At 66.1% G+C, this 18,030-nt stretch carries 15 protein-coding genes; 7 read left to right on the plus strand and 8 right to left on the minus strand.

Annotation, left to right across the window (positions count from 1 at the left end; genetic code table 11):
- Nucleotides 1–87: 87 nt before the first annotated feature.
- From CRT60_RS31740 to CRT60_RS31755, 4 genes are all read right to left on the minus strand, one after another.
- Nucleotides 88–1,272 carry an acetate/propionate family kinase gene (locus tag CRT60_RS31740; RefSeq protein WP_098740400.1) on the minus strand — a complete coding sequence of 395 codons (1,185 nt, stop codon included), beginning with the start codon at nt 1,270–1,272 and terminating at the stop codon, nt 88–90.
- Nucleotides 1,273–1,286: 14 nt separating this feature from the next.
- Complete coding sequence (locus CRT60_RS31745; protein ID WP_098741128.1) at nt 1,287–2,675, minus strand: bifunctional enoyl-CoA hydratase/phosphate acetyltransferase; 1,389 nt, start codon at nt 2,673–2,675, stop codon at nt 1,287–1,289.
- Between the two features lie 556 nt (nt 2,676–3,231).
- Nucleotides 3,232–5,517, minus strand: a complete 2,286-nt coding sequence (locus tag CRT60_RS31750; protein WP_098740401.1) for a sensor histidine kinase — start codon at nt 5,515–5,517, stop codon at nt 3,232–3,234.
- Nucleotides 5,518–5,819: 302 nt separating this feature from the next.
- On the minus strand, nt 5,820–7,283 hold the full coding sequence (locus CRT60_RS31755) for a hybrid sensor histidine kinase/response regulator (protein ID WP_098741130.1): 1,464 nt from the start codon (nt 7,281–7,283) through the stop codon (nt 5,820–5,822).
- Nucleotides 7,284–7,543: 260 nt separating this feature from the next.
- Between CRT60_RS31755 and CRT60_RS31760 the strand changes: the two genes are divergently transcribed.
- From CRT60_RS31760 to CRT60_RS31770, 3 genes are all read left to right on the plus strand, one after another.
- Nucleotides 7,544–9,154: a PAS domain-containing sensor histidine kinase gene (locus CRT60_RS31760; RefSeq protein ID WP_244592866.1), complete on the plus strand. Its 1,611-nt coding sequence runs from the start codon at nt 7,544–7,546 to the stop codon at nt 9,152–9,154.
- Between the two features lie 156 nt (nt 9,155–9,310).
- Complete coding sequence (locus tag CRT60_RS31765; RefSeq protein WP_098740402.1) at nt 9,311–9,802, plus strand: MmcB family DNA repair protein; 492 nt, start codon at nt 9,311–9,313, stop codon at nt 9,800–9,802.
- Nucleotides 9,803–9,887: 85 nt separating this feature from the next.
- Nucleotides 9,888–10,655: a response regulator gene (locus CRT60_RS31770; RefSeq protein ID WP_167421845.1), complete on the plus strand. Its 768-nt coding sequence runs from the start codon at nt 9,888–9,890 to the stop codon at nt 10,653–10,655.
- Between the two features lie 133 nt (nt 10,656–10,788).
- On the opposite strand, the gene CRT60_RS31775 is transcribed toward CRT60_RS31770, so the two are convergent.
- The gene (locus CRT60_RS31775) at nt 10,789–12,054 is read right to left on the minus strand and encodes a D-alanyl-D-alanine carboxypeptidase (RefSeq protein ID WP_098740403.1); all 1,266 of its coding nucleotides are present in this window, start codon (nt 12,052–12,054) and stop codon (nt 10,789–10,791) included.
- A gap of 475 nt (nt 12,055–12,529) precedes the next feature.
- On the opposite strand from CRT60_RS31775, the gene CRT60_RS31780 reads away from it, so the two are divergent.
- Nucleotides 12,530–13,291, plus strand: a complete 762-nt coding sequence (locus tag CRT60_RS31780) for a hypothetical protein (protein WP_244592867.1) — start codon at nt 12,530–12,532, stop codon at nt 13,289–13,291.
- A 38-nt stretch (nt 13,292–13,329) separates the two neighbouring features.
- Here the strand turns inward: CRT60_RS31780 and CRT60_RS31785 are convergent, their stop codons facing one another.
- On the minus strand, nt 13,330–14,091 hold the full coding sequence (locus CRT60_RS31785) for a proteasome-type protease (RefSeq protein WP_098740404.1): 762 nt from the start codon (nt 14,089–14,091) through the stop codon (nt 13,330–13,332).
- Between the two features lie 511 nt (nt 14,092–14,602).
- On the opposite strand from CRT60_RS31785, the gene CRT60_RS31790 reads away from it, so the two are divergent.
- Together CRT60_RS31790 and CRT60_RS31795 are read left to right on the plus strand one after the other, a co-directional pair.
- Nucleotides 14,603–15,127 (plus strand): phasin family protein, encoded by a 525-nt coding sequence (locus tag CRT60_RS31790; protein ID WP_098740405.1) that lies wholly within the window; start codon nt 14,603–14,605, stop codon nt 15,125–15,127.
- 331 nt (nt 15,128–15,458) lie between these two features.
- Nucleotides 15,459–15,932: a phasin family protein gene (locus tag CRT60_RS31795; RefSeq protein ID WP_098740406.1), complete on the plus strand. Its 474-nt coding sequence runs from the start codon at nt 15,459–15,461 to the stop codon at nt 15,930–15,932.
- Nucleotides 15,933–16,067: 135 nt separating this feature from the next.
- Here CRT60_RS31795 and CRT60_RS31800 read toward each other — a convergent pair whose 3' ends face one another.
- Both CRT60_RS31800 and CRT60_RS35945 read right to left on the minus strand, forming a co-directional pair.
- Nucleotides 16,068–16,748, minus strand: coding sequence for a hypothetical protein (locus tag CRT60_RS31800; protein ID WP_143273432.1), 681 nt, complete (start codon nt 16,746–16,748; stop codon nt 16,068–16,070).
- A 154-nt stretch (nt 16,749–16,902) separates the two neighbouring features.
- Nucleotides 16,903–17,136, minus strand: a complete 234-nt coding sequence (locus CRT60_RS35945; protein WP_143273433.1) for a hypothetical protein — start codon at nt 17,134–17,136, stop codon at nt 16,903–16,905.
- Nucleotides 17,137–17,698: 562 nt separating this feature from the next.
- On the opposite strand from CRT60_RS35945, the gene clpS reads away from it, so the two are divergent.
- Nucleotides 17,699–18,025, plus strand: a complete 327-nt coding sequence (gene clpS, locus CRT60_RS31805; RefSeq protein WP_014246998.1) for an ATP-dependent Clp protease adapter ClpS — start codon at nt 17,699–17,701, stop codon at nt 18,023–18,025.
- Nucleotides 18,026–18,030: the final 5 nt, after the last annotated feature.

Raw genomic sequence — 18,030 nt, forward strand, 5'->3', positions numbered from 1 at the left:
TGCCGGTGGGCGTGCTAGCACCGAATGGGGGGTAAGCTCCAGGGGGATGTGGGGGGCGTCAGCCGGCGCCGCCCCCGCACAAATCGCTCACCGCCCGGTCAGCACCTTGCGGGTGTGCAGCGCGATCATCCGTTCCTCGTCGGTCGGGATGACATAGACCGGCAGGCGGCTGCCGGGGGTCGAGATCTTCGTCGCATTGGCATCGTTGGCCGCCGCGTCGATGTTCACCCCCATCCAGGCCAGCTTGTCGCCGACCCGCGCCCGCACCGGGGCGGAGCGTTCGCCGATGCCGGCGGTGAACACCAGAGCATCGACACCGCCCATCGAGGCGGACAGCGCGCCGGTCTCCTTGGCGATGCGGAAGCAGAACAGCTCGACCGCCTCCTGCGCATGCGGGTCGCTGCTGTCGAGCAGGGCGCGCATGTCGTTGGAGATGCCGGACACGCCGAGCAGGCCGGACTTGTTGTACAGCATCTTCTCGATGGCGCCGGCATCCATGCCCTTGCGCATCAGGTAGATCAGCACGCCGGGGTCGATGGTACCGCAGCGGGTGCCCATCGGCAGGCCATCCAGCGCGGTGAAGCCCATGGTGCTGTCGACGCTGCGCCCGCCATGGATGGCGCACATGCTGGCACCGCTGCCGAGATGGGCGACGACCACCCGAGAATCGCTGAGGTCCGGCGCGATTTCCGGCAGTCGGCGGGCAATGTACTCGTAGGACAGGCCGTGGAAGCCGTAGCGCCGCACGCCTTCCTCGGTCAGTTCCCGCGGAATGGCGAAGGTCTGCGCCTGCCAGGGCTGGTTGCGGTGGAAGGCGGTGTCGAAGCAGGCGACCTGCGGCAGCTCCGGATGCGCCTCGGCCAGCGCGCGGATGGCGGCGAGGTTGTGCGGCTGGTGCAGTGGAGCGAGCGGCACCAGACCGTCCAGTTCGTCCAGCACGGCGGGGGTCAGCAGCACCGGGGCGGCATGGCGGACGCCGCCATGCACCACCCGGTGGCCGGCGGCGATCAGCGTCGCCCCGTCCAGCCGCTCCTCGATCCAGTCGAGCAGGTAGGACAGCAGGGCGGTGCGGTCGCCGGCCTCACCGGCACCCCAGCTCTTTTCGGCGAGCGGACGGCGCTGGGCGTCCTTGGCCTCGAACACCGGCTGGGTGCCGATGCCCGAGATCTGGCCGTTGATCGTGACCACCGGATCCCCGCCGCCATGATCCCGGAAGACCGAGAATTTCAGGCTGGAGGAGCCGGCATTGATGACGAGGATCGCGTTGGACATGGCCCCTGCCCTCCTTACTCGGCTGCCGACGCGGCACCGCGGCGGCGCGCGGCGGCGGACAGGACGGCCACGGCACAGGACGCCAGACGGGTGCGCACATTGTCGGCGCGGCTGGTCAGGATGATCGGCACCCGGGCGCCGAGCACGATGCCGGCGGCATCGGCATGGGCCAGGAAGGACAGCTGCTTGGCCAGCATGTTGCCGGCCTCCAGGTCGGGGACCAGCAGGATGTCTGCCTGACCGGCCACCTCGGACTTGATGCCCTTGGTGATGGCGGCCTCGCGGCTGATGGCGTTGTCGAAGGCCAGCGGGCCGTCGAGGATGCCGCCGGTGATCTGGCCGCGGTCGGCCATCTTGCAGAGTGCCGCCGCCTCCAGCGTCGAGGCGATCTTGGTGTTGATGGTCTCGACCGCCGACAGGATGGCGACGCGCGGCACCTCGGTGCCCAGAACCTTGGCGAGGTCGATGGCGTTCTGGACGATGCTGACCTTGTCCTCCAGCGTCGGGTAGATGTTGATCGCCGCATCGGTGATCAGCAGCGGCCGCGGGTAGGTCGGGACGTTCATCACGAAGACGTGGCTGAGCCGGCGGCCGGTGCGCAGGCCGGTCTCCTTCCTCACCACCTCGCCCATCAGCTCGTCGGTGTGCAGGCTGCCCTTCATCACCGCCTCGCACTCGCCGGTGCGGGCGAGCCGCACGCCGGTCTCGGCCGAGGCATGGCTGTGGGCGACGTCGACGATGCGGTAGCGCGAGATGTCGAGGCCACAAGCGTCGGCCACCGACCGGATCTTCGATTCCGGACCGACCAGCACCGGGTCGATCAGGTTCGCTTCGGCAGCCTCGACGGCGCCGCGCAGCGAGCTTTCGTCGCAGGGATGGACGACGGCGGTCGGCACCGGCGGCAGCGACTCGCACTTCTTCAGCATCAGCTCGTGGCCGTCATGGCGGATCACCTGCACCTGCGGCAGTTCCGCCGCGGCGCGGCACACCTTCTCGGTCGGGGCGATCACCTCGGCCACGCCGGTCGCGACCGTCCGGCCGTCCTGGTTGAGGCACAGGCAGTCGAAGACCACCGTCTTGCGCGCCGCATCCTTGGACCTGGCGGTGACGGTCACGGTGACGATGTCGCCCAGCAGGACCGGACGCTCGAACCGCAGATCCTGGCCGACATAGACGGTGCCGGGGCCGGGCAGCAGGGTGCCGAGGACGGCGGAGATCAGCGAGCCCGACCACATGCCGTGGCCGACCACCTTGTGGTCGACGGCGTAATCCTCGTCCACATGGGACGGGTTGAGGTCGCCGGACACCGTCGCGAACAGCTCGATGTCGGACATGGTCAGACGGCGCGACAGGCTCGCCTGCTGGCCGATGCGGATTTCCTCGAACGTGACGTTTTCGATCATGGGGCTGCCGTTCTTGCCGGTCGGAACGATGCCGCTGCGACCCGCCGGGGCGGCGGAGGGGGCGGCGATGGCGGTGTCCATACTAGAATGCTCCTGAAAAGGATCGCGGCGCCCGACCAACGGACCCCGCCGGAATGGCGAAGACCCGAATGCCGGTGACCGGACCGGATGCCCGTTGGCCGGGGCATCCGTCGCGGCGGCAGGCCGTATCCTCCCAAGTCCGGTTCCCGTCGCCGCCGGCGCCCTTGCCGGGCAGGCCATGGCGACCGGCCGAACTCCGTCTTGTTGGGTTCCTTCGAAACGGAACCTTCGCTTTCCAAGCTTTTCCAAAGGACTGTGCTTGTGCGGAAGCAATAGCCCCTATGGCGAAGGGGCCCAATGACCTACATCAATAAAGTTTCCAAGCCATTGTTGCAGTTGGGTTACTGGGATCGTTTCGGTTCAGTGAGCAGACGCAGCATAACCGAAACTTGCGCAGACCAGGACGGGAAAAGCGGACCGGCCTGCGGAACTGCCACCATTGCGCGCTGCGGAATGGGAAAAGACGGCGGACCGCTCAGTCGGCGGCGGCGCAGCAGGAGCATTGCTGTGCAACGACCGGAATGCTGACGGCGAACATGGTGCCGTGCCCCACCCGCGACCGCACGGTGACGGGATGGTCCAGCATCTCGGCCATGCGCCGGACGATCGACAGTCCAAGGCCGAGCCCGCGGCCGCTGTCGCGCTGGTCGGTGCCGCAGCGGTAGAAATCCTCGAAGATCGCGGCCATTTCCGCCTCGGCGATGCCGGGACCGGTGTCCCACACCTCGATGGACAGGCGCATCCCGCCATCGGCGGTGGACCGGCGCCGGCAGCCCAGCAGGATCCGCCCTTCCGTGGTGTAGCGCAGGGCGTTGACCAGCAGGTTGCGCACCATCCGCTCCAGCAGGATCGGATCGCTCTTCACCCGGACGGAACAAGGGACCATCCGCAGCAGAAGCCCGCGGTCGATGGCCTGGTCGCCGATCTCCACCGCCAGACGGCTCAGGATGTCCTGCACGTCGAATTCGACGACCCGCGGCTTGACGTTGCCGACCTCCAGCGCGGAGGTGTCGAGCAGGGTGGACAGCAGCGTGTTGCCGGCGGTCAGCGCCTCTCCCAGCTTGCCGGCCACCTCCAGCTGATGGGGATCGTCCAGCTTGGACATCAGGATGTGATGGAACAGGCTCATCGCCTGGAAGGGCTGGCGCAGGTCGTGGCTGGCGGCGGCCAGGAAGCGGCTCTTGGCCTGGTTGGCCCGCTCCGCCTCGGCATGGGCGCGGGCCAGCGCCTCGCGGATGTCGGCCGATTCCGTCACGTCGATGGCAGCGCAGATGACGCCGGCCACCGCCCCCGTCTCGTCCCGCATCGGCTCCACCGACAGGTCGAGCACCCGGCGGCAGCCGCAATAGGTCAGCTCAAGCTCGCACCGCGTCCCGACCCCGCTTTCCATCACGGACCGCTTGAGAGCGACCGTCCGCGCCGCCTCCTCCGGCGGAAACAGATCGCCGTCGGTGCGGCCGATCATGCGCTCCGGATTCAGATCCATGCGCGGGCAGTAAATCCACAGGTGCCGCAGATCCCGGTCCTGGCTGAACAGCGTCACCTTGGAATAGCGCAGAGCCATCCGGAACCGCTCCTCGCTCTCGCGCAGGGCGCGGGCCATGGCGGCGCGGGCGCGCGCCTCGGTCTGGAGCAGGCGCCGGGTCCTTCCCTCGCGCAGGACATAGGCCGCGCCGCCGGCAGTCAGCAGAAGCCCGCCGATCAGCATCGTCCAGGCCAGCCGGTCTTCCACGCTGAACAGCCGCGCCGGGGTCGGAACCACATAGAGCCGCCACACCCGGCCACCATAGGCGATGTCGCGGACAATGGCGTATGGCGCCGCCGGGCCGGTCAGCTGTTCGAGGGTGAGTGCATCGACCGGCGGGTGCGGCAGTTCGCCGGGACGGCCGATCGCCCCCTCGGAGGCCAGCAGCCGCGATGGTCCGGAGGCCGTCTGGCCCGGCGGCTCCAGCAGATAGGCATCGCCGACGCTCAGCCCGACCCGGCGGACCGAATCGCGCAGCAGTTGCCCGACATCGAAGCTGGTCCACAGGAAGCCGGTCAGCACATCGCAGACGAGGCGCCCACCGGCGTAGGGACGGCCGTCGTCGGGATCGACCTCACGGGAATAGACCGGCAGATAGATCAGCACGGACCTCCTGCCCAGCTCATACCTCAGCGGCTCGCCGCCGGCCGCGACGATGCGGTTGGCGGTGCAGGAGCGGGCCAGCACGTCGCGCTGGCCGGGAAGGGTGGCCATGTCCAATCCGACCAGCCCGGCAGCGGACCGCGGTTCGGCCAGCACAGTGACGAACCGGGCGGCGGCAAGCTGCCCGGCGGAAGAACCGCCGGCACCGCCATCGGACTCCGCGCTTTCCCCGCCACCGGCGGTGCGGACGGCGAAGGAACTGTGACCCGCAGCGCGCATGGCGCGCTCCAGCAGCGGAACGTCCCGGTCGGCGATCCGGCGCGCCCAGGCGACGGCATGCAGGTTCGGGTAAAGCGGCAGCAGCGGCTCGACGGCCGACGCGAAGCTCGCCTCCGTGACCGGAGCCGGACCGGCCATCGGCCCGCTGAGCGCGCGCAGAAGCACGCTCTGATCCTCGAAATCGGACTTCAGCTGGTCATGGAGCTGAATGGCCTGGCGGTCGGCCAGTGCAAGTTCCGCTCCGCGGGTGGCGCTCCTGATCATCAGAAAGGCCGAAAAGGACAGGAACATTCCGGCGATGACGATCACCGCCAGTTTCCCGGTCCGTCCCCCTTCCCGATAACGTCGGTTCATCCGAACGCCCTCCACCCAATCCGTTCGAACAGCGAGTGCTCCAACCAATCATAGCGAAGGCAAGACATAAAATGGTATGCGAAACTTAAAATTCAAACGAAAGGAGGATAGCGATCTAACCATTGGGAGGGAAAAGGACTATTGCATTGAGAAGAATGGATGAAACTCTGTCGCACTTCGCAGCATGCGCTCCGCCTCTGTTTCAGAAATGTCATTGCGCCACACAAAACCACGATAGTTTCGACACTCTATCTTTTGCATACTTCTCCCGAACCCCTCCAGCGACCGCCTGGTCTTTGTTATCAAAGCGGATCATGCCCGAGCAGGCGGACGACGGCGGCACGCAGGGCAAGCGGGGCCACCGGCTTGTGCAACAGCGGGTAGCCGGACAGCCGCGCCTCGCGCAGCCGCTTGGGATCGGTGTCGCCGGTCAGGATCATTCCCGGAACCGGACGGTCGAACAGCTTGACGATCTGCCGGATCGCAACGATGCCGTTGGCTGCTCCCTTCAGCCGCAGATCGGATATGATGAGATGGAAGTGTTCGGGTGCCGGGCCGAGCCGTTCGACCGCCATGTCGTAGGAGTCCGCGCCAACAACGCTGCATCCCCATTGCCCGAGCAGCGCCTCCAGCGCCGCCAGCACCATGGGGTCGTCCTCGATCACCAGGATGCGGGTGCGGCTGATGTCGGTGGTGCCGCCGTCGGACGCCGGTGACGCAACTGCCGTGCTCTCCGCCTGTACGGACGCGTCCGCCCCTTCGGCACCATGTTCGACGGATATCGGGACAAGGACGGCGAAGACGGTGCCGCGCCCCTCCTCCGCGCAGACCTCCAGCCCGAGGCCGAGCTTGCGGGCGAGGCCACGCACGAGGGTCAGGTCCAGGCCGAGCGCCCCTCCCCCTTCCCCGACCGGTTTCGCCAGTTCAGTCCGCAGTGCCGCCAGCCGCTGCGACGACAGGCCACGGCCGCTGTCCCACACCTCGACGCGCAGGCGGTCGCCGCGCAGGCGGCAGCCCAGCAGAACGCGGCCCCGCACCGTGCCGCGCAGGGCATTGGCGACCAGCCCGTGCAGCAGACGCTCCAGCAGTGCGGAGTCGGTCCGCACCATCGCCGAGCAGGGCATCACGGAGAAGCGCAGACCGCGGTCGGCGAAGCGCGGCGCCACCTCCAGCGCCAGCCGCATCAGGACGCCGTTCACCGCGTGGGTGCGGATGTCGGGCTCCATCAGGCCGCTTTCCAGGCGGACAAGGTCGAAATGGCCATCGACCATGCTGCGCATCGATTCCACCGCCTGGGCCATCGAGTGCAGCAGGTCGCGCCCTTGCCCGGACCGGCTTTCCGCCACTCTGCCTTCCGCCACTCCGGCATCCAGCCGGCCATCCAGCGTGCCGATGAGCAGCGAGAGCGCGGCCAGAGGCTGGCGCAGGTCATGGCTCGCCGCCGCGAACAACCTGTCGGCCGGGTCGGGCATCCGCCGGACCGCAGGGGGGCCGGCATTCGCGGAGATGGAAGAGGCCGACAGGTCGAACCGCCACACCGCCCCCCCGCCGGCAAGCCGCAGCACCTTGCGGTCCGGCACCATGTGCGGTCCGGCGGACGGGAACAGGCTGGCCTCCAGCTCGGCAGCCGGCATGCCGGCGCTCAGGCGTCCGGCAAGCAGCGGAAGGGCTGCGGCGGCCGGCGTCCAGTCGGCAAGCCGTCCGTCGGTCCCGAACACCAGAAGGGCCGGCCCCGCGCTGCCGGCGTCGTCGTGACTGCCCTTCACCGTCACACCTGCATCCCAAGCCTCATGCTCCGATAAGACTAGAGACTATGGAAGGCACGGCCCGTTGCAAAGCCCGCCATTGGGCAGATGGAACGCGAAGATCATAACGGTCACCTCAATCAAACCTTTCGTTGCTTTTTCGGTAAACCCTATGCATTGAAAGGGCTCTTCGTCTGATTTGTTACAATTCGACAAATATTCGGCGACATATTTGGTTCGGCCTTCAGCGTTTTTTAGGAATAGGTCGCAATGATCGCCGGATGGATTGCGACACGCAGACTTGCGCCGACGCCGGGCGGAGCGGGACCGCGGCTGGGGAACTCCCGCCGGCCGATCCTCTGCCGCTCGCCATGCTGCATCTGCCCGACGCGGTTGCATTGCTCAAGGCGCATCACGACTGCACCGGCGCGCTGACCGATCTGGAATGGCTGTCCGCCAATCCAGCGGCGGAGCGGCTGATGGGCATCGCCCCGCTGACGGGCCGGCGGCTGCGCGGCGGCGGCATCGATGCCGCCTGCCCCGGCCTGTTCGCCGCCCTGGCCGACGCCCTGCACGGCCCGGTGGAGCGCACCGTCGCGGCGCGGCGCGGCACGACGCCGGTGCGCTGGCGGGTATCGGCCGGCCCTGTGGCCGGCGGGTTGTGCGCCGTGCTGACCGACCTTGGTCCCGAAACGCCGACGGTGGCCGAGGCGCTGGCCGAAAGCCTGACCGCAGCGCTTGAGCACAGCGCGGAAAGCTTCGCCCTGTTCGACCATGAGGACCGGCTGGTCCATGCCAACGGCCGGCTGAAGAGGGCTCTGCCCGATGTGGCCGACCGGCTGGTTCCCGGCGTTTCGTTCGAAGAGCTGGCCAACCGCTTCGCCCTGACCGACCCGCGCCTGACCACCGAGGAGGAGCGCCGCGCCTGGGTTGCGGTGCGGCTGGAACGCCATCGCCGCCTGGAGCCGCCGGTGGTGGTGCCGCTGCCCGACGGACGCTGGCTGCTCAGCCGCGAACATGCGGTGCCGGGCGGCGTGCTGGTCCACTACACCGACGTCACCACGCTGAAGCTGAACGAGGAGCGGCTGCGCATACGCGAGCTGGAAGCCCAAACCGCCCGCGCCGAGGCGGAAAGCGCCAGCCGCGCCAAAAGCGCCTTCCTGGCCCAGATGAGCCATGAACTGCGGACACCGCTGAACGCCGTCCTCGGCTTTTCGGAGATGCTGCTGTCCGAGGCGTTCGGGCCGCTGGGCAACCCCCGCTACCGCAGCTATGCCGGCGACATCCGCGATGCGGGAACCCATCTGCTGGCGCTGATCGACGACATCCTGGAACTGTCGCGCCTGGATGGCGGCGGCATGCCGATGGCCGAGGAGGGGGTGGACCTCGACATGCTGTCGCTGCGCGTCGTCTCCGCCCTGCAGGAGGTGGCGAAGGAAGGCGACGTGCATTTGCGCCGCGAGGTGCCGGCCGACCTGCCCCTTCTGCGGGGAGACGCCCAGGCGCTGACCCAGATGCTGACCAATCTGCTGTCGAACGCCGTCACCCACACCCGTCCCGGCGGCGAGGTGATGCTGACCGCGCATCGGATGCCGGACGGCGGGATCGGGCTGATGGTGGCCGACACCGGCGTGGGCATCCCGAGCGCCGAGCTTCCGCGCATCCTCCACCCGTTCGAACCGCCGGACTCCACCATCGCCCGCAACTCCCGCGGGACAGGGCTGGGGCTGCCCATCGTCAAGCGGCTGGTCGAGATGCATGGCGGACGGATGGAGCTGACCAGCCAGCCCGGCGTCGGCACCGCGGTCGTGCTGGTCTTTCCCGCCGACCGCAGCCTGCCGCGCGACCGCTGCCGGCCGGCGCCCCTGCCTCCGGTCGTTCTGCCCGGCTAATTCTGCCCTGCTAATTCTGCTGGGCCGATTTTGTTGGGCTGATTTCGCCGCGGCGATTTCCGGCATCCACCTTTTGCCTCTTGGCGGGGGCGGGACGACAGGTCATTGTGGCGCCATGTTCCCCACACGTTCCCGTTTCGATGGTGGCACCGCGCCATGAGCGACGACATTGCCGTTCCGGTTTCCGACACCGAGGCCAGCGTCCCGGCTGTGGGCGCGCCGCCGATCTTCCGCGGCGTCCGGCGGGCGCTGGCGACGCGCGGCTATGCCAGCCTGACCGAATTCCGTTTGGCGAGCGGCCGGCGGGCCGACGTGCTCGCCATCGACGAGGCCGGCAACATCCTGATCGTCGAGGTGAAGAGCGGTGTGCCCGATTTCCGCTCCGACCAGAAATGGTGGGAGTATCGCGAATGGTGCGACGCTTTCTACTTCGCGGTGGATGACGGCTTCCCGACCGAACTGATCCCGGAGGATTGCGGCCTGATCGTCGCCGACGCCTACGGCGCCGAAGTGCTGCGCGAGGCTCCGGTCGCCAAGCTGGCCGCCGCCCGCCGCAAGACCCTGCTGCTGCGCGCCGCGATGACGGGCGCCGGCCGTCTGCACCGGATCGAGGATCCAATGTTTACCCAATCCTCACCGACCGTGTGACCCGGCCACCCGACCGCGGGGATGCGGAGGGGCGCAGAACCGGCTAGACTGCGGCCACCACATCAACCGGGAAGAGCGGACCGGCATGCCGGCGGACCAGATGGGCGCAGCACATCCCTTGCACATCCTGCTGGCGGAGGACGAGACGGTCACCCGCCTTGCCGCCCGCGTCCTGCTGGAACGCGCCGGCCATCGGGTGGTGGCGGTGGAGGACGGACAGGCCGCCGTCGCCGCCGCCGCGGCCGGCAGCTTCGACCTGATCCTGATGGACCTCGGCCTGCCCGGCCTGCCGGGCGACGAGGCGGTTCGCGCCATCCGGCACCAGCCCAGCGGCGGCAGCCCCCGCATCCTGATGCTGACCGCCAGCGCCACCAGCGAAGGCCAGGACCGCTGCGACGGCTGCGGAGCCGATGGCACGCTGATCAAGCCGCTGCGGCTCGACGCCCTGCTGGCGGCACTGAGCCGGGGAGCGCAGGCCAGGACGCCGGCAGCTGAGTCGGCGTCCGAGCCGGCGTTCGACGAGCGCGCCATCGGGACGATGCAGGAGATGCTGCCCGCCGCCCGCGTCGCCGAACTGATCGACAAGACGGTGGCGGTGCTGCGCCAGCATGGGCAGACGCTGGACGAGGCGCTGAAAAACGGGGACCGGACGACCGCCGGGGCAATGGCCCATAAGATCGCCGGCGTGTCGGGCCAATATGGCTGCGTCGCCCTGCGCCGCGCCGCACGCGCTCTGGAGAAGGACCTGGAGGAAAAGGGCGCCGATACGGGCGGCCAGGCCGGTGAATTGGCCGGCATGCTGACGCCCGCGCTTGAATTCCTGGAACGTTGCGCTGCCGCGGCGCGGGGATAACTTACCCCGGCCGGCGACAGTCAGCCTGTTCTTAGGGTCTGTCTGATGCTTATTGAAGCACCAGACAGACCCTAATCTTTTGGTTTTCCGTGTGATTCACGTTTCAAGCGATTCCGCTTGAACCGATCACACTCTAGCCCCGCTCGCCGGGCGAAACGGCGACGCAGTGATGACCGTGCTTGGTCAGGACCGCGCAGGCCTTGCGGGCATCCTTCTCGTCCATGCCGGTCAGACGGGCACGATAGACGGTGTCCTTGCCGGTCTTGGCCTCGACCACGCTGGCCTTTGCGGTGCGCAGCAGGAAAGGCGCCTGCTTGACGGCCTGCGACACCGCCTTGTTGCCAGCGGCCTTGCTGGAGAAGGCGCCGACCTGGACCCCCCAATGCGAGGCGTTGCCGCCACGGGTGGACTTCTCTTCACGGGTTGGTGCGGCGGGGATCGCCGCCGGAACCGCCGCGGTCTGCAGCGAGGCGCGGACCGGCTTGGCCTTGACCTCGACCTCCTCGTCGTCATCGTCCCCTTCGCCGTCGATGGCGTCGGAGCGGGTGGTGTCGAGGCTCGCCATCACCGGCGCATCGTCGCGGCCACGGTTGGGCCGGCCGAAGGCCTGATCGAGCAGCGCCGCCATCCTGTTGTCGCGCGACACCGCAGACTTGCCGCCCAGCACGACGCCGACCAGACGCCGCCCGTCCCGCACCGCCGAGGCGGCGAGGTTGAAGCCGGACGCCACGGTGTAGCCGGTCTTGATGCCGTCCATGCCCTCGTAGCGGGACATCAGGTGGTTGTGGTTGGCCAGGGTACGGCCGCCATAGACGAAGTTGCGGCGGCTGAAATAGGGGTAATATTTCGCGTGGTCGCGCATCAGTGCGCGCGACAGGTAGGAATAGTCGCGAGCGGTCGTCACCTGCTCCATGTTCGGCAGGCCGGAGGCGTTGCGGTAGACGGTGTGCCGCATGCCCAGCTCGCGGGCCTTGCGCGTCATCATCTCGGCGAAGCGCGACTCGGTGCCGCCCAGCGCCTCCGCCAGCACCACGGCGGCGTCGTTGGCCGACTTGGTGACGAGGCCGAGGATGGCCGTCTCCACCTTCAGCGTCTGGCCGGCGCGCAGGCCGAGCTTGGTCGGCGTCATGCTCTCTGCCCAGGACGAGACCGGCAACTGCTGGTCGAGGGTCAGGCGACCGTCCTCCAGCGCGTCGAAGGTCAGATAGAGCGTCATCATCTTGGTCAGCGACGCCGGATGGGTGATCGCGTCGGCGTCCTGGTCGATCAGCACCTGCCCGGTGCGGGCATCGACCACGATGGCGGCGGCCTTGGCCGCCAGCGCCTCGGCGGCGGACAGGCCGGACCCGGCGGCAACCATCCCCAGCAGCGCAGCCGCCGCGAGCAGATGGCGCCCCATACCCGCCGAACTCCGCCCGCCGGCCGTATCCGCCGCGCGAAAGGCGAACGGAAACAATCCGTTACGAACGGTGTTGCGCGTTACACTCATGATGGCCCCGCCAACCGCTAGATCTTGGTGCTTGGTTCAATGGTAAATTCGTGCGAAATCAGTGTCTAGCATGAATTCGTTAATTTACTGCTTTGGCTTTTCGCAGTTTCTGTGGCCAAAATGCTGGTCCTGCATGTAGAGGGTAAGGAACGGCGGGGACGGCACGGCGGAAGGGGTGCGGCACGGCGCGAACGGAAGGGGCAAACGGATTACCGGCGCCCTCGGCAGGCCAAAGCCCACCGGTGTCCGGAGATCGGGTCTTGCCGCCACGTCCTTCGTTCTCCACCTACCAGGGGCCGCCGACGCGAGGCAAGCGACAATGAGCCGTGGTCATCAAAGAACCGTTCCGGTCGCCTTTTTTCCCCGCATGAGTGACCGTCGGACCATGGTCCGCGCAACCGCCAGGATGGCGGGGGTGGCCGCCATGGCGGCCACGCTGCTTACGCTCGCCGGTTGCAGCTCCGTCGGGCCGACCGACAACCCGGCGGCGCGCAAGCTGACCTGGTTCAGCTATCTCAACGGCGACGACCTGCGGTCCCGCTGCGGCAAGGACAGCGCCGACCGCTACCGGCTGATCTTCAACGCCGACTACAATCGGCATGTCCGCACCTACGACATCGTCGGCGACCCGGACCGCGGCGGCGCGGCGGTCGAAGCCCACGTGATCGAGGCGACCGATCTCACCCGCCTGACGCTGGCCGATCCGTTCTCCGCCGCGCGCGGCAACACGGCGACCCTGCAACTGAGCGCCGCCCAGTTCGACAGCTTCGTCGGCCGCCTGCGCGAGGACGGGGTCTTCGACCCGCCGCCCCAGGGGTTGCGGCTGCCGTCCAACGGCTTTTACTGGCTGATCAACGGTTGCCGGGCCGGCCAGTGGTTCTTCACCGCCTACCCCTACCCGTCCAGCCGCTTCACCGACGCCCGGTTCCCGGAGCTGCTGCGCAGCATCGACCCGACCGGCATCGCCTATCCCGGCCTGCCGGCTCCCGACGAGGCTCCGCGCACCCTGCCCTCCTCCGGCCAGCTGGCGGACGGCGGCGTGTTCTTCGAGGTGCAGGTCGGGCGCGACGGGCTGGGCCGCTATGGGCTGGTCGGCCCGACCGCCCCCTTCGGGGCGCTGCTGCTGAGCGCCCTTCCGGGGAAATGAGCCGAACCAAAGATGGCGGTCACGGGTGACCGCCGGGTTCAGACGGTCTCTTCGGCCGGCTGGCGCGGACGCATGTCCTCCGGGACCAGCGTCTCGACCCAGGGGCCGTCCGGCATGCGCCGGGCCAGTTCGGTCAGGTTGCGGTTCCACCACTGGCGCTGTTCGGCGAGGTCGTCATAGTCGTAGTTCGACTGGCGCCAGCTGCGCGATTCGGCATGGTAGGACACCATGTCGATGGGGAAGCCGACATCGTTGCTGGAGAAGCGCGTGCTGTCGAAGGACAGGTAGGCCAGCTTCAACGCCGTCTGCATATCGGTGCCGTAGGTCAGCGCACGGTCCAGGATCGGCTTGCCGTAGGCGGTGGCGCCGATCGACAGATAGGGGGTGCGCTCGTCCACCTCGATCCAGTTGCCCTCCGGATAGATCAGGAACATGTAGGGTTCGCGATCTTCGGCCAGCTGGCCGCCGATGATGGCGTGCAGGTTGAAGTGCAGCTTCGACGCCTCCAGCGACTCCCTGTCCTCCGCGGCGACTTGCCGCAGGCAGGCGGTGAAGGCCGAAACCGCGTCCAGCATGGTCGGATAGGACTCGCCCCGGCGCTTCTGCATGTCGCGGCGCAGATAGGCCAGCGTCTTGTCGCGCACGCTGCGCAGGCCGGAATTCATGATGAAGAAGCGGTCGCCGCCGCTGCCCATCATCGTCACCTTGCGGGCCGACGAGAGCTGCGATCCGCTGGTGATCCGGCCGTCCGACAGACCGATCAGGCCGTCGCGGGTCTTGATGCCAAGGCAATAGGTCATGATCGAAATGGTCCCGAAGATGCGGCCTGAAGAGCGGATGGTCGGGCACGCCGCGTCCAAGCGCCGCACCTGACCTATGGCCGAGGCGAGTCCCGCCCGCGGCCAAGCTACACTTGTCCCAGCGCCGGTAAAGCCTTCGTTAAGGACATCCGCCATCAGGGCCGCTTTCAAGGACTTGCCGACGGTTCCGCGAAGCGGGCGCCGGCCGGCAGCGGAAGCGACGCGGCTGTCATCGGAGCTTCACGCCATGGGGGTATGGTGCGGCGCAAGGGAGTAAGCCGGATACCCGCCGAACGGACTGTTGACACCGCGCCGTGCTTAGCCCATAAAATCCTTATATTGCAGTGCAGCATTTCCTGCGCCGTTTCGCGGCTTGGGGAATCAGGCGGTCAACGGCTGCACAGCGTAAAAACGCAACGCACACCGCTGCCGGCAGGCTGCTCGCGCCAGGCTTTGCGGCGGACGGGGCTCCCAACCAAATGCCGGCATCAGCCAGGAAGGAACGCGCGCCATGAACCAGTTCACGCCGAAGTCGCTCGAAAACGTCGCCGCCCAGGCCAAGGAGCAGTATGAGGGCCTGGTGAAGGCCGGCCAGGAGCAGACAGTCAAGCAGTTCGAGCAGACGGCGACCGCCGCCAAGGAGCAGTTCGAGAAGACTGCCACCCAGCTGCTGAAGAGCTACGAGGACCTGCAAGCCACCGGCAAGGCCAATGTCGAGGCGCTGATCGCCAGCAGCACCATCGCCGCCAAGGGCGCCGAGGATCTGGGCCGCGAAGTCGTTGCCTACGGCCAGTCGGCTCTGGACAAGTCCATCACGACCGGCCGGGCCCTGCTGACCGCCCGCACCATCCAGGAAGTGGTGGAATTGCAGAACGATTTCCTGAAGTCCAGCTTCGACTCGCTGCTGGCCGAGACCACCCGCCTGCAGGAGCTGTCGACCAAGGTCACCAGCGAGGCGCTGGCCCCGCTGAACGCTCGCGTCACCGCGACGGTCGAGACCTTCGCCAAGCCGATTGCCAAGCCGATCGCCGCCTGATCGGCCCCATCGGATGGCATGAGACGGCCGGGGTTCAGCCATGGACCCCGGCATCGCAAACGGCCCGGCAACCTCCACGCGGTTGCCGGGCCGTCTTGCGTTCGGGCCACCGATGGACCTGCCGGATTTTCGCGCGGAAGTTTTTTGTGCAGCGCACAATACGGATTGACTCCGCCCCGCGGATTCCTTATCTTCAGGTCATGTTGCAGTGCAGCATATCTCGGGCGCCCGCTCTGCCGGGGTCCGAGGGTTTCAACCCACTCCGCAATCGGCCGCCGCATCGCCGGGGCCGCGCGGTTGACCCCTTATAGAGAGCGCGAGGAGCATAGCCATGTCCGACCAGATCGCCGCCGTCACCAAGTCCGTCGAAGACGCCATCGCCACTGCCAAGCAGAACCTGGAAGGCCTGGCCAAGGCCCAGCAGGAGCAGATCGAAAAGGCCTCCGCCAAGGTGCTGAAGAGCTATGACGAGCTGACCGTTCTCACCAAGGAGAATGTCGATGCGCTCGTGAAGTCTGGCACCGTCGTCGCCAAGGGCGCGGAAGAGGCCGGCAAGCAGGTCGCCGCCTTCACCCAGTCCTCGCTGGAGAAGAGCGTGTCGAACGCCAAGGCCCTGCTGGCGGTGAAGACGATCCAGGAACTGGTCGAATTGCAGAAGGCCTACACCAAGGCCAGCCTCGACGCGTTCGTGTCGGAGAGCACCAAGCTGCAGGAGCTGACCGTCAAGGTCGCCAACGAGGCGCTGGCCCCGCTGAACGCCCGCGTCAACGCCACGGTCGAGGTTCTGTCGAAGAAGGTCGCTTGAGCCAAACCGACTTGGGGGGGCCGGTCACCGGTCCCTCTGTCACAGACATGAGAATGCCCGGCGCTCTGAACGAGACGCCGGGCATTCTCATGCGCGAGATCCGGAAGCCGGGACGTAACGGAAAAAGGCAGTCGGCTACGTCAATTTAGCCAGTCGAGCCGAAAGTTTCTTTACTTCCAACTCTGCCGCCTCTGCCCGTTTGCGCTCTGCGATGAGCCGGCCATAGAGCGAATAGAGATTCGTCATCAGGCGGGCAATGGTAACCAGGGATTCCGGTTGCGGATCGCGATGACCGAAAATAAAGATCAGATCCTTTGCGATCTTGCCGATTCCCGGTTCGCCGAACGCTTCTGCCGGAAGCTCCAAGAAATGCATCATGGCATTCAAGGCGAAATGTTCATTTAGAATCAAAATGGTCTTGGACGACAACTGCTCCGCATCCACCGAGGCCATTTCCTCGATATAAATCGGCCGGTGCAGCGAAATCAGACGAGCAAGGAACGCAGCGCGACGATTGCGATCGCATCCACCATCGACCGCATGAAACTGCCGCACGGGCTTGAGATCATTTGCGTAAATGAAGCAAATTTCCCACAAAATTGTCTCGTTGAGCCAAAATTTATGATTGCCGACCTTGTCTTTGAAAAATTTTTCAAAGGCGTTATAAACAACCTTCAGCCCTTGGAAGCGATCATCTATAAAAGCAATCTCGTAGTTGCAATATTCCCCCCATACGAGAGGCATCGCTTTGCAAGATGCCTTAGCTTGATAATCGCACTGGCCTCTCTTATCTTGGTCGCAATGAACAGTTGGCAAGACAGACCCCTTGACGAAAGAAATGCTTTTCAGCGCAAGCCTTAACAGCTTGCGCTTGGATTCCCATCTGTACTGAAATGCGAATTTCGCTGTTCAAAAACCTTGAAAGTGCACTTGCAGTTGAAAATTTCCAACTTGCCTTCTGGGACAGAGATCAGTCAGGCTGGTCAGTGCATTGGTACAGCGCAGCCAAACGAGCCTCCAATTGAGATTCCGCCAAGGCTCGATTGTGATTCTCGAAATGATTGGGTTGCTTTTCAGAAATCCGCTCCCGAAAGCCCGGCCGCGCCAGCATATCCCGCGCGGTCACCGGCTTACGGTCCTGCTTGTCGGCAATCGATGGCGATAATGCCGCTCCCGATAAGTAAGGTAGGTTCGTATCCGTCATGGCGGCACCCTTCCCAAACACGTTCTTCTTTGTCTTGAGCACATACACCCGTACGAAAAACATACTATCGTACGCATGAAGGATCAATCAGGCAAAGCCCTATGGCCCTCGAGGGGATACATCCTCAAAGGATAGCGAGTCAACGGTTATTCGCGCAAAACGCTACCTTCCAGCGAACTGCATCACTGGAAATTCACGCCGCCACGAACCGATCGCATCGACGAAAGCCACAAAGTCACCTGCCTCGTCTCGAGACGCGCAGCGTGCCGAACAATCATGGAAGCACCAGGGTCGAACCTGACTTGCTGAGATATGCAGGCTCCCTCTTACTTTCAAGAGGATGGAACGCGAAAGAACCCGGAGGATATACCCAGCCCCGCCACCGCCTATGCCCATCCTCCGGAGCAGAACGGCGAACCGGACAATTGGCCGCACAAAGCGCCGAAACGTGGAAAGAGACCCGCCAAATGGAGGTCGGCTGAAAACGGCCCCTTCCCACCGCGCCCGAAATGACCATATCATTCCCAGTGAAAGTGCATCGCGATGACATTCGACTGGGACCATGGCCGACTCTGACAAGCAGGGCAACGACGGCACTAACAGCGGCGTGGTCGTCAAGGCCAAGCCGAAGACCAAGAAGCCGTCGATGTACAAGGTGTTGATGCTGAACGACGATTACACTCCCATGGAGTTCGTCGTTCTCGTTCTCGAACGCTTCTTCAGCAAATCGCGGGAGGAAGCGACACAGATCATGCTGCATGTGCACCGGCGGGGTGTGGGGTTGTGCGGCGTGTTCACCTACGAGGTGGCGGAGACGAAAGTCACGCAGGTGATGGACTTTGCGCGCCAGAACCAGCACCCGCTGCAATGCACGTTAGAAAAGGATTAGACCCA

It is taken from the genome of Azospirillum palustre (assembly GCF_002573965.1).
GTDB lineage: Bacteria > Pseudomonadota > Alphaproteobacteria > Azospirillales > Azospirillaceae > Azospirillum > Azospirillum palustre.

Excerpts from the sequence above, each read along its gene's own strand:
- CRT60_RS31740 (WP_098740400.1), bottom strand. The coding sequence starts at position 1,272 with ATGTCCAACGCGATCCTCGTCATCAATGCCGGCTCCTCCAGCCTGAAA.
- CRT60_RS31745 (WP_098741128.1), bottom strand. The coding sequence starts at position 2,675 with ATGATCGAAAACGTCACGTTCGAGGAAATCCGCATCGGCCAGCAGGCG.
- CRT60_RS31750 (WP_098740401.1), bottom strand. The coding sequence starts at position 5,517 with ATGAACCGACGTTATCGGGAAGGGGGACGGACCGGGAAACTGGCGGTG.
- CRT60_RS31760 (WP_244592866.1), top strand. The coding sequence starts at position 7,544 with ATGGATTGCGACACGCAGACTTGCGCCGACGCCGGGCGGAGCGGGACC.
- CRT60_RS31765 (WP_098740402.1), top strand. The coding sequence starts at position 9,311 with ATGAGCGACGACATTGCCGTTCCGGTTTCCGACACCGAGGCCAGCGTC.
- CRT60_RS31770 (WP_167421845.1), top strand. The coding sequence starts at position 9,888 with ATGCCGGCGGACCAGATGGGCGCAGCACATCCCTTGCACATCCTGCTG.
- CRT60_RS31775 (WP_098740403.1), bottom strand. The coding sequence starts at position 12,054 with ATGGGGCGCCATCTGCTCGCGGCGGCTGCGCTGCTGGGGATGGTTGCC.
- CRT60_RS31780 (WP_244592867.1), top strand. The coding sequence starts at position 12,530 with ATGGTCCGCGCAACCGCCAGGATGGCGGGGGTGGCCGCCATGGCGGCC.
- CRT60_RS31785 (WP_098740404.1), bottom strand. The coding sequence starts at position 14,091 with ATGACCTATTGCCTTGGCATCAAGACCCGCGACGGCCTGATCGGTCTG.
- CRT60_RS31790 (WP_098740405.1), top strand. The coding sequence starts at position 14,603 with ATGAACCAGTTCACGCCGAAGTCGCTCGAAAACGTCGCCGCCCAGGCC.
- CRT60_RS31795 (WP_098740406.1), top strand. The coding sequence starts at position 15,459 with ATGTCCGACCAGATCGCCGCCGTCACCAAGTCCGTCGAAGACGCCATC.
- CRT60_RS35945 (WP_143273433.1), bottom strand. The coding sequence starts at position 17,136 with ATGACGGATACGAACCTACCTTACTTATCGGGAGCGGCATTATCGCCA.
- clpS (WP_014246998.1), top strand. The coding sequence starts at position 17,699 with ATGGCCGACTCTGACAAGCAGGGCAACGACGGCACTAACAGCGGCGTG.